4 protein-coding genes are annotated in these 16,330 nt (G+C 66.3%); all 4 read right to left on the bottom strand.

Annotated elements, in window-relative coordinates; all coding sequences use genetic code 11:
- Positions 1-9 precede the first annotated feature (9 nt).
- The gene (locus RBA40_RS31385; RefSeq protein WP_306652648.1) at positions 10-1,644 is read right to left on the bottom strand and encodes a cyclic peptide export ABC transporter; all 1,635 of its coding nucleotides are present in this window, start codon (positions 1,642-1,644) and stop codon (positions 10-12) included.
- Positions 1,641-5,483 (bottom strand): non-ribosomal peptide synthetase, encoded by a 3,843-nt coding sequence (locus RBA40_RS31380; protein WP_306652647.1) that lies wholly within the window; start codon positions 5,481-5,483, stop codon positions 1,641-1,643. Before RBA40_RS31380 ends, RBA40_RS31385 begins: the two co-directional genes overlap by 4 nt.
- Positions 5,484-5,494: 11 nt before the next feature.
- On the bottom strand, positions 5,495-14,479 hold the full coding sequence (locus RBA40_RS31375; protein WP_306652645.1) for a non-ribosomal peptide synthetase: 8,985 nt from the start codon (positions 14,477-14,479) through the stop codon (positions 5,495-5,497).
- The coding region (locus RBA40_RS31370) for a condensation domain-containing protein (protein WP_306652644.1) at positions 14,476-16,330 on the bottom strand (1,855 nt) is incomplete at its 5' end. The genes RBA40_RS31370 and RBA40_RS31375, both read right to left, overlap by 4 nt.

Genomic DNA, 16,330 nt, shown 5'->3' with positions numbered 1-16,330 from the left:
GTTCCTTGTTCAGGCGGCGCATGCGTCGCGCCGCTCGGGTACATGCAGGTGGCCGTCTTCAAGTTTGATGACCCGGTCCGCGGCCGAAAAATAGGCATCGTCATGGCTGATGACGACAATCGTCTTGCCGCGCGCTTTCAGCTCGGGCAGCAGTTCGGTGTAGAAGACGCGCTTGAACACAGGGTCCTGGTCGGCGGCCCATTCGTCGAACAGGTAGACCGGCCGGTCTTCGAGGTAGGCGGCAACCAGGGCCAGGCGCTTGCGCTGGCCGGTCGACAGATTGGTGGTCGAAAAACGGCCGTCCTCGATCTTGACCTTGTGCTGCAGGCCGAGCGCCTTGACGTAATGTAGCGCATGCTGATGGCGCGCCGCACCCGCAATTCCCGGCAGTTGTTCGAACAGGTGGAAGTCGGCGAAGACGGCCGAGAAGTGCTGGCGGTAGGCCTCGCGGTTGCCGTCCGTGACGTCAATGCCGTTCAGCGCGACCGCTCCCGCTTCGGGAGAGTACAGCCCAAGCAGCAGCATGGCCAGCGTGGTCTTGCCGCTGCCGTTGCCACCCACGATGAAGATGAGTTCACCCTGGGCGATGCGCAGATCCATGGGACCCAGCATGAAGCTGCCGTCGCCGCTTTCGCCGGGATAGCGGTGGCAAACACCTTTCAGTTCGATCGACAGCGGCGCGCTTGTGTCGAAGGCGCGCGCGCCATCCCCGGCGGCTTCGGATGGAACGAGTTCCTGATCGAGCTGGCGGATCTTGGCGAGCGAAAATCCAGCCTGGCGCAGGGTTGGCAGGGCAGTCATCAGATCGATAATCGGCCGGATCAGGAACAGCAGCGTGATGGTAAATCCGCTCAGCGTTTCGGCGGGCAGGCGCAGCCAGTGCGGTATCACGAACAGCAAAACGCCGATGTTAAGGTAGAACAGCAGCGTGCCGATGTTGGCGACGATGGCGTAGCCGCGCATGCCCCGCACGAACCGATGCCTCAATTCGGCGGCTCCGGGCGCCAGCACGCCACTGACGAAATCCCTGCCACGCTCGGTGTTGAGCTGCAGCTCGCGCGCCCCTTCGATCAGGCTGCGGAAATGCTGGTACAGGACGTCCTTCTGTTCGCGCACTTTGGCCAGGTGGGCCAGCGGGCGCCGTTCCGCCATGTGAAAGCCGAGCAGGCCCACGCTCAGGAACGCGGCCAGCATCAATAGCATCGGCCAGGACAGCCAGGCCATGTAGGCCAGGCCGCCGCTGACGACGATGGCGTTGATGAACAGGACAGGAATGAACTCGAACGCGTTGGTGAAGGTGTTGACGTCGTCGGTGAGGATGACCAGCAGGCGGTGCTTGCCCAGCGTTTGTTGGCGATGCACGGACGTGGCCAGCAGCTTGGTGCTCAGGTCAAGGCGCAGCCGGTAGATGGCGCCCTGGGTCAGGTGCAGCAGGGAGATCTCGGCGACGAGTTTGGAAACGAGCATCAGCAGGCACAGGCCGAAGAAGGCCAGGCCAAACTCCCAAAGGCGGTCCGGCGCGTTGATGCCCTTGTTGATGACGGCTACCAGCGCCGCGCCGCTCAGGCCCGCGATCGCTCCTGCGATGGTGGCGAGCAGGAGCAGCCGGCGCGACTGGCGGTAAAGGTAGGAAAGCAAATTCATGTGGCAAGATCCCGTCTGGATGCGCGCAATGCGGCGTTAAAGGTGGCGCTGAAGGCGGGGTGGTGCAGGATGTCATCATGGTCGCCCGGCACATGCACGTGATGCGCGGCCGTTACGCTGTGGCGCGCCCAATGCATTGGAAGGTCAGGCTGCCCGGCCAGGGTCGCCTCGGCCCACCACAGATGCAGTTCGGCCGACACGGTGGGCGGCGTGCAGGAGGCGACCCACTGGCGCGCATGTTCCATGGCGTCGAGCGTGGCGGCAACGATGGCCGGCGACGACTTCAGGACCATGTTGTGCGCGGGGCACCATTCGTCGAACGCGCGGCGTAGTTGCGCCATTTTGCCCATGCCCGCATCCAGTGTGCTCAGCGCTGTGCGCGCGCCGTGCGCGCTCGCGAGCCGGCGGCAGCTTTCCTCGGTCAGTTCCTGCAGTACCAGTTGCAGCAGCTCGTCGCCGCTCAAACCCTCATCGCCCGGGTTGAAGCTGCTGTCGACGATGGCCAGCATGCCGACACAATCGCCTCCTTGCTCGATCAGGCTGGCCATTTCCAGTGCCAGCAGCCCGCCCATCGACCAGCCGCACAGGAAATAGGGGCCTTGCGGCTGCACGCTTTTGACCTGGCCCAGGTAGCGCTGCGCGAGTTGGGCCAGGCTGGCCTGTTCCGGACCCACGCCATGCGGCAGGACGATGCCGTAAGCGGCCTGGCCTTCCGGCAGCGACGCGATCAGGGGCGCGTAGTGCTGCACGTCGCCGGCTGGCCGGTGCAGGAAGAACACGGGCGGATGATGCCCATCGCCGCTACGCAGCGGCAGCAGCGATGACGCGGCCGATGACGGTGCAAGCTGCGCCGCCAGGGAGCGGATGGTCGGATTGCGGAACACGGCGCCAACGGGGATATCGCTTCCCAAGGTGGACTTAATAAGATGCACCAGCCGCACGACCAGCAGCGAGTGGCCGCCCAGGGAGAAGAAATCGTCGTCCGCTCCAGGCGCCTCGCAGTCCAGCAGCTGGTGCCACAAGCGGGCGAGCTGGCACTCGGCGGGCGTTGCGGGCGCCGCATACGGCGCGCGCTGGTGGCTGGCGCGCAGGGCCAGCAGGGCCTTGGCGTCCACCTTGCCGTTGGCGTTGCGCGGCAGGCTGGCCAGCACCTGGATATCGGCCGGTATCATGTATTCCGGGAGCCGCAGCGCAAGTGCGGCGCGCAGCGCGGCAAGGTCGGTCTTGTCGCGCGTTTCGATGAAGCCGCGCAGCAGCGTTGCGCCGTCGCGCGTCTCGGCAAGCGCCATCGCCAGCGAGGCGCCGCTGGCATCGCGCAGCGCGGCTTCGATTTCGCCAAGCTCGATCCGGTAGCCGCGCACTTTGACTTGCGCATCGGCGCGGCCGGCGAACATCAGCGTGCCATCCTGGTCAAGGTAGCCGATATCGCCACTGCGGTACAGCCGCTCCCCGGCCAGCAGTGGATGCGAGGCGGTGATGAATTTCTCCGCGCTCAGCTCCGGACGGTCCGCATAGCCAGGGCTCAGGCCCGGACCGGCGATGTGGATCTCGCCCAGCATGCCGCGCGCAGCAGGCGCGCCATCGGCATCGAGCAGGTAGACCCGGGTGTGCGCAATGGCGCGGCCGATGGAAACCTGCGCCTTTAACTCGGCCACGCTGCACCAGACCGATGCCTCGGTGGGGCCGTATTCGTTATACAGGCGCGCATGGGGCCAGGCCTGGTGGTGGGCCTGCACCAGCTCGGGCGGGCATGTTTCACCGGCCACGATGGCGGTCGACAGCGCCGCTGGCGGCGTCCCGGGCTGCTCAAGCAGCATGGCGTACATCGAGGGCAGGGCCAGCATGTGCGTGACCGCGCTGGCGCGGATGATGTGCGCAAGGCGGGCCGGATCCTTTTGATCGTCCTGGCTGCAGATCACCAGGGTGCCGCCCTGCGCAAGGCTCCAGAACAGGCCCGCGATCGAACTGTCGAACGCAAATGAGGACAGCAGCAGGAATTTGCGTACCGGATCGGGGTAGTAAGCCACCCGCGCGGCCAGTGAATGCAAGGCATTGGCGTGGGTGATCTGAACACCCTTGGGCTGGCCGGTGCTGCCGGAGGTGTAGATCAGATAGGCGCAGTCCTGTCTTGCGCCAGAAGGCAATGGCTGATCCGACGGCGTTGGCGCAGGCATGGTGTCGATGACAAGGGCGCGCTCTTGCAGGTGCGGCGCCAACGTCGCCAGCAGCGAACTGTGGGTGATGATCAACCGTGCCTGGCAATCGTCGAGGATGAATTGCACGCGCTGGGCCGGATAGCCGGGATCGACCGGAACGTAGCAGGCGCCCGCCTTGAAAATGGCCAGCATGGCGACCACCGCGTCAATGTCGCGCGGCAGCAGGTGCACTACCCTGGACTGCGGCGCCAGGCCGCGCGCCAGCAAATGCCTGGCCAGCAGCGTCGAGCGCTCATCGAGTTCGCGGTAACTCAGTTGACCGCTCGCGCCCTCGACGGCCGGCATGTCCGCATGCGCGCACACTTGCCCGCTGAAGCACTGCGCCAGGGAGCCGAGCGCTTTGACGGCGTCATAGCGCTGCTGCTGGTCGACGCTGAGTGGCAGGGAGCCGCTTAGTTCGCGGGTCAGCAGCTGCTGTTCGCGCGGGCTGCATGCCGACAGTTCGCGCAATAGACGGCCGGGCTGGCGGCATGCGCTGTCGAGCAGGGTTGCCAGCTGATCGCTCAGCAATGCCACGGCGGCGGCGTCGTACAGCGCCCGGTTGACATGCCAGCACAGGCCGGAGTCGCTGGTCTCCAGCAAAAGTTGGAACGGTGCGGCGGGGGCGCACACGCGCTCGACGTGCCATCCCGCCTGCGCCAGGGCAGGGCAGGCCGGCGCAATCCAGCGGAAGCCGAGCGCGAAGGGCTGGTCGAACAGGTCGGCGGGATAGCTGTCGCGCCACTCCGCCAGCAGTGCGCACTGGCGTTCCAGTTCGCCGCACAAGCCGGCAAAGTCCACCGCGTCCAGGCGGCCGGCCGCCAGCGGCAAGGCTTCGCCGTACAATCCAAGCGCGCCGGCCGTGGCGCCGCTGCGCTGCTGCGCATCGAAGCCGATGGTCAGTCGCTCGGCGCCACTATGCTGGTGGCAAAGCGCGATCCAGGCGGCCAGCAGCACCAGTTCGGGCGCCTGGCCGCTCTCGCGCGCATAGTCCTTCCAGCGCTGTTCGACGGCGGCATCGAGCGCGCACGCGACCGTATGATGCTCGATCACGGTGACGGCGGCTCCGGGCCGCAGCGGCAGCGCCTGTGCCGACAGGGCCTGGTTGCGAAACGGCTCCCACAGCGGATGCGGATCGTTCTGGCTTTCCAGCAGCTCGCCGCGCCACGCCGCATAGTCGGCGTATTGAAGGGCCACATCGGCGAGCGGGCCGCCCTGGTAGACGTCAAGCCAGTCGCGCGCCAACGCCATCATGCTGGCCGAATCGGCCTGGAACGCGGGCAGCCGCAGGCACAGACGCAGCGTGCCGTCGGCACCGGGTGTCATCTCTACTCCGGGACCCTGGTCATCCGGATCGAGCCAGGGCATCTCGCCCGAAGGGGCGATGATCTGCATCGGCAGCGCCATGCCCGGCAGCTGCTGGTATGCGGTACGCAGGATTTCGTGGCGCGCCACAACCTGGGCCAGGCTGGCGCGCAGGCGGGGCAGATCGACCGGAGCATCGATGCGCAGCCGCAGGCTGGCCAGCGGTACGGCGGTGGTGCCGTACGCCTGCTGCCATCGCCACTGGCTGGCCTGCTGGGGCGACAGGGCAAAGCCTTCAAGGACGCCGTCCGCGGGTGCCGAAAAATAGGGAGAGTTCAATGGAGTTCCTTTCAAAGCGTGACAGGCTTGCGGCGTACGGTGCCGAGCGTGAGGCGGGACGCCGCCTGTGATTGATGCAAGTTCCGCAGTGCGCCCTGGACCAGCTGTTCGCACACCTGCCCAACCTGAAGCCGTTCGCCGCTGACCATCAGGTGCAGGGTGGCCGCGAACAGCGCATCGAGCTGCGCGATGGCGGCGGCGTCGTAGCGCTTGCGCGCGTAGTCGTAGACAATCGTGTAGCTCTCGCCATCGGGAATCACGTTGATGAGCAGGTCGAGTTCCGTATCGTGCGGTTCCAGCTCAAGTTCTTCCACCGCCAGTGCGCCCAGCACGAGGTCGCGCTGCGGTATGTTTTGGAGTATCAGCTTGATCTGGAAGAAAGGCGTCCGGTCCGAATCGCGTTGCGGCAGAAGCTCGGCCACCAGCGCCTCGAACGGCAGGTCCTGATGCTGGTAGGCGTCGAGCGCGATACGGCGGCAGTCGGCCAGCAGGCTAGCGATGGTCTGCTCCCCGTTCAGGCGGCAGCGCAGTACCAGCTGATTGACGAAGAAACCCACCATGGCTTCCGTTTCGCCATGATGGCGATTGGCGACATCGGTTCCGATCACCACGTCGCCGCTGCCCGTTTGCTGGTGCAGCAGCACGTTCAGTGCGGCATACAGCACCATGAAGGGTGATGCGTTATGGCGTTCGGAAAACTGACGCAGGCCATGCGACAGCGCGGCTGGCAGTGTGCCACGGTGGCGCCCCGCCTCCGATCCTGGCGCCGCGGTGAATCCTGGAAGCGACAGCGGAGCGGGCGCATTCTCGAGCTGCGAACGCCAGTAGTCGAGCTGCTGTTGCCATGCGGGGCCGGGCAGGTGGCTGCGTTGCCACTGCGCGTAGTCGGCATACTGCAGCTGCCGGGTCATGAGCTCAGGTTCGGCACCCGCGCACAACGCACGATAGGCATCAGCCAGATCGTTCACCAGCAGTGCCAGCGACCAGCCGTCGGCCGTGATGTGGTGCAGCGCGACCGAGAGGTATGCCTCGTTGTCGTCCGCCAGCAGCAGTTCGGCGCGCAGCAGTGGCGCACGGGCCAGGTCGAAGCCCCGCTCCAGGCCGCCGTGGATGGCCTGTTCGATGCTTGCGCGCGACATGCCGCGGCAGTCGCTTACCGGTAGTTCGAAGCGCTCCGTGGCCGCGATGCGCAACCGGGGCACGCCATCGATGCTGACGAAGGCGGTACGCAGGACTTCATGGCGCGCCACCAGCAGCTCGAAGCTGCGGCGCAGGGCCTCGGCGTCGAGATTTCCTGTCAGGCGCAGTGCAAACGGCAGGTTCAGCATGCCGCTTCCCGGTGCCAGCTGCTCCAGGAACCACAAGCGCTGCTGCGCAAACGACAGCGGCAGTACGGCATCGCGCGATGCTGCTGCAATCGGCAGCATGACCGTGCCGGCGCGCGTGGCGGCCAGCGTGTCGAGCACGCCCGCCAGTGCCGACAGCGTCGGGTGGTCGAAGACCGCGCGCAGCGGCAGATTGACGGAGAACCCGGCACGGATGCGCGAGGCAAGCTGCGTCGCCAGCAGCGAATGGCCGCCCAGCGCGAAGAAATTGTCGTGCACGCCAACCTGCTCGACTTTCAGCAGGTTTGACCAGATGGCCGCCAGGCGCACTTCGCTGTCGCTGCGGGGCGCGATGAGCGGAACGGCGTCGTCCACCTGGCCCGGTACGGGAACCAGGCGGGCCAGCGCGATGCGATCAAGCTTGCCGTTGGCGTTCAAAGGCATGTGCTCCAGGCTGACGAACACCTGGGGCGCCATGTAGGCGGGCAGCGCTTCCTCAATGAATGCGCGCAGACCGGCGCTATCGGCCGTGGCGCCATGTTTGGCTTGCCAAAACGCCAGCAGCCGCTGTCCGCCGTCGGCGGCGGGCAGGGCCAGTACCGCAGCCGTGCCGACCTCCGGGTGCTGCATCAATCGGCTTTCGATTTCGCCCAGTTCAATCCGATGCCCCTGCACCTTGACTTGCTGATCGCGGCGGCCGAGAAATTCGATGGCGCCATCGGCGCGGTAGCGTCCCAGGTCGCCGCTCCTGTAGAAGCGGGCGCCGGGTTCGAACGGGTGTGCCACGAACACGGCGTCGGTGCGCTGCGGGTCGTTCAGGTAGCCGCGTCCGACGCCCGCGCCGGAGGTGCAGATCTCGCCCGGCACGCCGACCGGCACCATGCGCATCGCCGAATCGAGCACGAAGAGCTGGTTGTTGGCGGTGGGCCGGCCAACCGGCATGTGCACGCAGTGCGCTGGCGGCACGCTGTCGATGGCGTGGAAGGCGATGTTGTCGGCGCATTCGGCCGGGCCGTACAGGTTCATGAGCGGCACCGCCGGGAATCGTTCCAGCCAGCGCGTGCACAGGACAGGAGGCAGCGCTTCGCCGATCGACATCAGCCAGCGCAGCGTGGCCAGGCGTGCCGGGTGGGCGTCGCCATCGAGCATCGCCCGCAGCATCGATGGAACGATTTCAAGCAATGTGATGCCATCGTCGTCGATGGCTTGCATCAGACGTTGCGGGTCGTGCGCGACCGCATCGGGCAGGATGTGGACCGTGGCCCCGAACAGTGGCGCCGCCAGGAACTGCCAGACCGAGATGTCAAAGGCGGGCGACGCCGTTTGCGCCAGGCGGTCATGCTCGCCAAGCCCGATGGCGGGCAGCTTTCCGAAGATATTGTTGAGCATGCCGCGCTGCTCCACCATCGCCCCTTTCGGCTTTCCGGTTGATCCGGAGGTGAAGATGACATAGGCCAGGTTGCCGGGTGCGCTGGCCGCGAGGGGCTGCGATGCGTCGCCATGGTGGGCGCAAGCGCGCGCGTCGAGGCACACAGGCGCTTTGTCGGTCATTGCCAGCACCTGGTCGGCCAGGACCGCGCCGTCGCCGGCAACGAGCAGCAGCGGCGCGCCGCTCAAGCCGAGCAGCTCGGCCAGGCGCCGTGGCGGATGGCTCACGTCGAGCGGCTGGAAGGCGGCTCCGGCTTTCAGGACGCCGATCATCATGGCCAGCAGATCAAGACCGCGTTCGGCCATCAGCGCGACGATGGTGTCGGCCTGCGCTCCGCGCGCCAGCAAGGCGTGGGCGATACGGTTGGAACGCTGGTCGAGCGCCGCGTAGCTGAGCGAGTGGCGGGAGCAGACAGCGGCAATGCGCTCGGGGTGACGCGACGCGGCCTGCGAGAACAGCTCGGCATAGCTGCGATCGAGCGGGAAGTCGTGGGCGCTGTTGTTCCATGCCGCCATTGCCTGCTGTTCGGCGAGCGGCAGCATGCCGAGTTTGCCGATGGCGCTTTCCGGGCACGCGATCATTTGCGAAAGCAGTTCGCGCAGATGCCCCATCATGCGGTCCATGGTGTCGCTGCCAAAGCGCGCCAGCTGGTAGGAAATGCGCAGGCCCAAACGTTCACCCGGCATCGCCATGACCGTGATCGGGTAGTTGGTATGGCTGCGGTCATGCAGCATGTCGATGTTGGCATCGAGCGCACCGGCCGCTTCCTGCGCGCCGAATGGCGCATTCTCGAACACGACCAGCGTGTCGAACAGCGAGCGCCCGCGTTCGACCGCGCTGCAGCCCTGGATGTCGACCAGGGGCGTGTGTTCGAAGTCGCGCAATTCCAGGTTGTGGGCCAGCAGCTGCCGCAGCCAGGCGGCCAGCGGCTGTTCGTCGGGGATCGCCACGCGTAGCGGCAGGGTGTTGATGAACAAGCCAACCATCTCCTCCGCGCCCTGCAGATCGGCTGGACGTCCGGCGACGGTGACGCCGAACAGCACCTCGGGCGCGCCGCTGTAGCGCGCCAGCAGCAGCGCCCATGCGCCCTGGACCCAGGTATTCGGCGTGAGCTGGTGCTGCTGGCAAAGCTGCTGCATGCGCCGGGTCTGGTCGACGCTGAGGAGGGCGTCGACGTCGGCGCAGCCGAGCGTCGTACCGGCCGATTCCGGCGCGGCGACAGGAAGGCTGGTCGGCTCGGTGAAACCGGCCAGCTCGGTCGTCCAGAATGCAGCGGCCAATGCGCCATCCTGGGCAGCGAGCCACGCGATATAGTCGCGGTACGGGCGCACCGGCTTGAGCGCGGCTGGCTCGCCGCGCAACGCGGCCCGGTACAGGCCAAGCAGGTCTTCCATCACCAGCCCGAACGACCAGCCGTCGCTGAGAATGTGGTGATAGCTGCGCGCGAGTTCGAACTGATCGTCCGCGAGCTGGAACACGCGCAGGAAGGTAAGGGGAGCGCGCGCCAGGTCGAAGCCGCGCGTCGATTCGGCGGCCAGTTCGGATTCCAGTTGGCGTGACTGTCCATCGGCGTCCAGCATGCGCAGATCGTGCCACGCGAACGATGGCGCCAGCTCGCGCTGCACGTACTGCACCGGCGCCAGGTCGCCCTGCCACCAGAAAGCGGTACGCAGGATCGGATGGCGGGCCAGCAATTGGTCCCATGCGGTTTCCAGCGCCCCGCGGTCGAGATGACCATCCCAGCGATAGCGCTGCTGGACCAGATACACGCCGCTGTCGGGCGCCATGAGCGTATGCAGCAGCATGCCGTGCTGGGTGGGGGCAAGCGGGTAGACGTCTTCCACGACGTTCCAGTCCAGCGGCAAGCTGGCCGCGTCCACGCACAGTGGAAACGCGGACGAATCGGGGACCGCTTGCGGATCCTCGCACAAGGTGGCCAGTTCAAGCAGTCGGCCGACAAGGCGCTCGCCTTTGCCGGTCAACGGCCCCTGGCAGTCGAGTACCAGTCGTCCCTGGGTCACGCTGGCGCTGATGTGCAAGGCGTGGCCGCTGGCAGGGGCGCGGCTGGCGGCCAGCATGGCCCCGAGGATGGCGTACGGTTCGCGGTGCGAGTCCCAGTCTCCGGTGAAGGCGACGCCGATTTGCGGCGCGGGCAAGGCAAGGAGCGGCTCTTTCAGATAGCTGTTGTCGGACAAATAGCGAAGCACGCCGTAATCGCGTTGCGCGCTTGCGAGCTGCGTTTCGATGGTGCGCAGCTGTTCCAGCGGACTCGCTTCGGCAGGTATGCGCAGGAAGCATGGAACGTTGTGGGACAGTGCGCCGGCGATGCGCTGATCGCCTGGCCTGCCCGCGGGCAGGTCGATCGGCACGGTCTCGCCCGCGAATTCGGCGGCCAGCGCCATCGCGATCAGCGTTGGCCAGCCGAGGTGCATGCGCTGGCGCAGGCGTTCCAGCTGCGCCGTCTGGCCGGTGGTCAGCGTGTACGCTGCCGGTTGGGATACGGCCGATGGGACGTCGATGCGCGCTACGTCGGTGTCGACGAAACCAAGCCAGTGCTCCCATGCGGCATCGAGGTCGTCTCCATGGGCATGGCTGTCCTGCCGCGCCGCCCACTCGGCGAAGTCGAGCTTCGATGGCGACAATGCCAGCGGACGCTCGAAACCGGCCTGCGACACGGCCAGGTTCAGGTCCTCAAGCAGGACGGGCCAGGATTGTTCGTCCGCCATCAATCCAGGGACGGCCAGCAGCAGGGCCTGCGATGTTCCCGTGTCCAGCAACCAGGCCTGGAAAGCGGAAACCGGGGCGGCCAAGGCGGCGAGGGCGCTTGTATCGTCAAGCATTGCTGGCGCTATCTGCCGCAGCTCAACCGCCGCTGCTGTTGCGGCCAGGCTTTGGCGCCACTCGCCGCGCGCATCTTGGGCAATCTGCAGTTGCAGGCATTGATGGCGAGCGCACAGCGCAGCAAGTGCAATCCGCAGATGCTCGGTCGTTACCGGGCGGTCCAGGGCGATGCAACGCCAGGTGGCGGGAGGGACGCCATGCTCAAGGCGTGCGCGCTGGCCCGCGGAAAGCGGCAGGGCCCGGGTAGGCGCAGGTGCCGCCTCGGGCGAGCCCGATGATAAATGCGCGCTCAGTTGCGCCACGCTCCGGTGCGCGAACAGTTGCTTGGGTGTGATCTTGATGCCGTTCTGATTTGCCCTGGCGATGATTTGCAGGCTCAGGATGGAATCGCCGCCCAGCTCAAAGAAGTCCTCATCGATGCCGATTTGGTCGCGTTTCAACACGTTCTGCCAGATGTCCGCCAGCGTGGCTTCCAGCTCGTTGCGCGGTGCGACGTGCTGGCGGGCGGACGACGCGCGGCAGTCCGGCAGCGGCAATGCGCGTGTATCCGGCTTGCCGTTGGCGGTGAGGGGAATCGCGTCGAGCTGAATAAAGGCGGACGGGATCATATGTTCCGGCAAGCGCGCCGCAAGGTCGCTGCGCAGTTTGTCGGACGACAGGGAACCATTGGCGACGACATAGGCCAGCAGGCGGAGGCCCTGGTCCGGCACTTCCGCAAGGCGCGCCAGCACCTGCACAATATGCGGCGACAGCTGCCGGATCTGCGCTTCAACTTCGCCGAGCTCCACGCGATGGCCGCGGATTTTGACCTGGCTGTCCACGCGTCCGATGAATGCCAGCTCGCCATTGGCCAGCCAGCGAACGCGGTCGCCGGTGCGGTACATGCGCCGGGCGCCGCCGGCAAACGGATCGGGAACGAACCGCTCCGCCGTTAATGCGGGCGCGCCCAGGTAACCGGTTGCAAGCGCCTCTCCGCCGATGTACAGCTCTCCCGGAACACCCATGCCGACCGGCTTGCGCTTGTCGTCCAGTACATACAGCCGACGGTTTGGAAGCGGTTTGCCGAGCGGGATGGCTCCATCGAAGGCGCGGCCGTCGAGCCGGTTGACGACGGCGCCTACCGTGCTTTCGGTCGGGCCGTAGTGGTTAAATATGCGCAGGGTTGGCGCCAGCGCGGCGATTTGATCCAGAAGTGCCGATTCGAACGCTTCGCCTCCGAAGACCAGCGTGTGGCGGGGAAGCAGCTCGGCCGATGCGTGCGCCGCCAGCAGGCCGCGCAGATGGCTAGGCGTGATTTTGAGGACGTCAACCTTCTCGCGCCGCATGAAGGCCGCCAGTGTGGCGGGCTGGAATGCGGTGTCTTCGTCGACCAAAACCAGTGTGCCGCCGCCGCACAGGGCGCCGAATAGCTGCGTGTGGCCAAGGTCGGCCGCGATGGTCGACACCAGCGCGAAGCGGCATGCCGGTGGAAGCGCCAGCGTGTGCAGCACCCCATGGACATAATCGACGATGGCACGGTGCGGCAGCAAGACACCTTTTGGCTGGCCGGTCGAGCCGGACGTGTAGATCAGGTAGGCCGCGTGGTCCGGATGCAGTAATGCGATTTGCGGCCGGACGTCGTGCCCGGAGACCGATCCGAGACGGATGGCGGTGACCGGCATCGGCGGGTTCCAGTCATCCTGGCAGATGACGTAGCGCGCGCCGCTGTCGGCCAGCAGGCCGGCCAGACGTGCCGGCGGCTGTTTCAAGTCGAGCGGAAGGTAGCAGCCGCCGGCCTTGAGCGTGGCGAGCATCGCAACGACGAATTGCGGCGAGCGCTCCAGCGCAATGGCCACGACCTCTCCGGCTTCAAGACCCAAACCGAGAACATGGTTCGCCAGCCGGTTTGCCTGCGATTCAAGCTCCGCATAGCTGATCGTCCCAGCGGGACTCGTCACGGCCGCCTGTTGCGGTGCGACGTCCGCATGGCGCTCGAACAGCTGGTGCAGGCAGCATGCCGGCACGTCCAGCGGCGTTCCTGTTCCCCACACGATCAGGCGATCCTGTTCGACGGCATCGGCCCGGGCCAGTTCCTGGACCGGGGTGAGGGCATGGGCCGGCATGGCGCGCAACAGCGCGTGCAAACGCGCGATCATGGGGCGCACTTCGGTTTCGCCGAGGCGGGCGCGGTCGTAGCTGAGCGTGAGCTCCAGCCGTTCACCCGGTGCGACGATCAGCGACAGCGGATAGTTGTTGCGGCCCTGAGTCAGTGTGACGCCGCCGGTGTCCGGCGCTGCTTCGCTGGTGCTGAACGTCAGCCCGCCCGCGCCGCCGCCGAGCGCCTCATCGAGAGGGAAGTTTTCGAAGACAAGAATCGATTCAAACAGGTTTTGCCCGGATGCGATGGCGCTGTAGTTGCGCAGTTTGGACAATGGCGTGTATTCGAACTGGCGCAGTTCGATGTTGGCGTCTTGAATGCGGCGCAGCCAGTCGCCCAGGTGCGGGCGGTCGGACCAGCCGCTGCGCAGCGGTAGTGTATTGATGAACAGGCCGACCATGTCGTCCGACCCCTGCAAGGCATCCGGCCTGCCGCCCGAGGTCACGCCATAGAGCACTTCTTCGCGTCCGGCGTAGCCACCCAGGAGTAGCGCCCATGCGCCCTGCACAACCGTGTTGAGCGTGACCTGGTGCGTGCGCGCGAGTGCGGCGATGGCTTCTGTTTCCTGGCTTGACAGCAGGACCTGCTGTTCGGCGCAGGGGGCGCCAACCGGCACGTCACGGCTTGCCAGCAGCGCCGGCAACGGCGTCGGTTCGGCGAAGTCATGCAGCTGGCCGCGCCAGTAGGTTTCCGCGGCGCCGGCGTCCTGCTCCGCCAGCCATCCGATGTAGTCTTGATAGGCGCGCACTGGCGCCAGGGCAGGGCTGGCCCCGCGGCTGAGGGAACCGTAGATCTCCAGCCAGTCGCGTAGCGCAAGGCCGACGCTCCAGCCGTCGAGCAGGATATGGTGGAAGGTCCACACCATGTGCCACCGTTGTTCAGCCATGCGTACCAGGCAAATGCGCATCAGGGGCGCCTCGTCGAACGCGAAGGCCGCGTTGCGCTGTTCGAGTTCCAACGCGGACAGCGCCTGGCCGGCGTCGGCGCGGGTGCGCCAGTCCAGTTGCGTTAGCGGGAGCGGCAGTTCGGTGTGGACGATCTGAAAAGCGTCATCCAGGTCTTCCCACAGGAAGCCGGTGCGTAGTACCGCATGGCGCGTCATCAGCTGGCGCCACGCGTCGGCGAACACCGCGCCGTCGAGCGCTCCGTCGATGGCCAGGCTGACCTGCTGGTGGTACACGCGCGATGCCGGATCGTAGTTCTGATGAAACAGCAGTCCCTGTTGCAAGGGTGACAGGGAGTAGACGTTTTCGATATTCTTCATTTCAGTTTGCTGAGTAATTTGTTAAGTGTCTGCTGGTTCATGCCTTTGGCCATCGGGAAGTCCGACGGCGTAAAGGCGCCGCTGCTGTGCTGGCAGTGATCGATCAGCTGGCGCAGGCGCTTCATGAATCCGAGGAGAAGCTGCTGTTGTTTTTCCTGCCGCAGGCGCTGGCCGCTGAAGCGCCATTCGACCTGCAGTACGTCCTGCTGGATGGCGGCGACAATCTCCAGTTCGTGGGTGCGCTGGTTGGCCGGGGCCTGCTCGGGCGGCGTTGCCTCCGTTGCCAACGACAGCATGGCGTTGCTGTCGCCGCCATCAATGCGGCCAAGGTAGTTGAACAGCACCGCGCTGCGAGGGCGCTTGCCAAGCTGGCCATTGTCCTCAGCCAGGTAGCGCAGCGCACCGTAGCCGAAGCCATGCTCGGGAATGGCGCGCATTTGCTCCTTCACGGCCTGGATGACCTGGGCATCCGCTGCACCGGAGGGCAGCGACAGGTGTACCGGGTACAGCGTCGTGAACCAGCCCACGGTCCGGCTCACGTCCAGGTCCGCGAACAAGGACTCGCGTCCGTGGCCTTCCAGGTCCAGCGTGATGCCGTCGGCGCCGCTCCATTCGCACAGGGTTGCGGCGAGCGCGGCGAGCAGAAGGTCCTGGACCTGTGTGCGGTATGCCTGATGCGTTTTGTGCAGAAGGTCGGCGGTGGAAGCTGCCGAGAGCTTTTCGAGCAGCGCGACCTGGTCGCGGACATGATTGCCGCCCTCAGGGCTATCGACTGGCAGCGGCGTGGCCGCCGGCTGCGCCTCCCAGTAGCCGCGCTGGGCCTGCGCCTGGGTCGCCGCGTAGTTGCGCACGCGTTCGGCCCATTGGCGCAGCGAGCTGGTTTTGGCTGGCTGACTGGCTGGCCGGCCATACATATTGGCGAAGTCTTCCAGCAGGATGCGCCATGAAACGGTATCGACCAGCAGGTGATGCGCTGCCAGATACAGCCGCTGTTCGCCGCCGGGCAGGTGCAGCAGTACGGCGCACAGCAGCGGCCCGCGCGCCAGGTCCGCGCCGGCGGAAAAACCTGAGAGCGCATGTGGAATGGTTTCATTGGCGCCCACGGTGCGTTCGGCAAAGGCATAGGCTTCGCGCGCGTCGCCATATTGCTGGCTCCACTGACCGTGCTCGAAGGTGAATCGCAGGCGCAGGGAATCGTGTTGTTCCACAAGGCGCATCAAGGCAGCGTGGATCAGGTCCGCCGTGAGCGGGGCGTGCGGGCGCAGAAGCACTGACTGGTCCCAGTGGACCTTGTCGGTCAGGTCCTGCTCGAAGAACCAGTGCTGGATCGGCATCAGCGGCACTGCGCCGGCCAGGATTCCCTGCTCCGCATCCAGGGCGGTTACCGCGCCGGCGACCAGTGCAAGTTCTCCGACCGTGCGTTGCTGGAACAGCTGACGCGGGGTGATGGCAATTCCCCGGCCACGCGCCTGTGCAATAAACTGCAGGCCGACGATGGAGTCGCCGCCGAGCGAGAAGAAATTGTCGCCCAAGCCAACCCGTTCCAGCTTGAGCAGGCCTTCGAGCAGCGTGCATAGCGTACGCTCGGTGGGTGTGGACGGCGGCTGGAACGCGGCCTGCTGTTCGCTCCACGCGGGCGCCGGCAAAGCCTTGCGATCGGTCTTGCCATTGCTGGTGAGCGGAAGCCGATCGAGCATGACGAAGGCGGCGGGCACCATGTAGGACGGCAGCTGTTCGCGCAGCGCCAGGGCAAGCTGTCCGGCCTGTGGCGCGTGGCCTTGGGCCGGCACCACATAGGCGATCAGCTGGCCGTTGGTGACAATGGCCACCGCTTGCGCCACGCCGGCCATA

The organism is Massilia pseudoviolaceinigra (assembly GCF_030846505.1).
GTDB classification, from domain to species: Bacteria; Pseudomonadota; Gammaproteobacteria; order Burkholderiales; family Burkholderiaceae_D; genus Telluria_A; species Telluria_A violaceinigra.
Note: the sequence above shows the minus strand (reverse complement) of the source record. Positions and strands in the feature narration are given on the sequence as shown.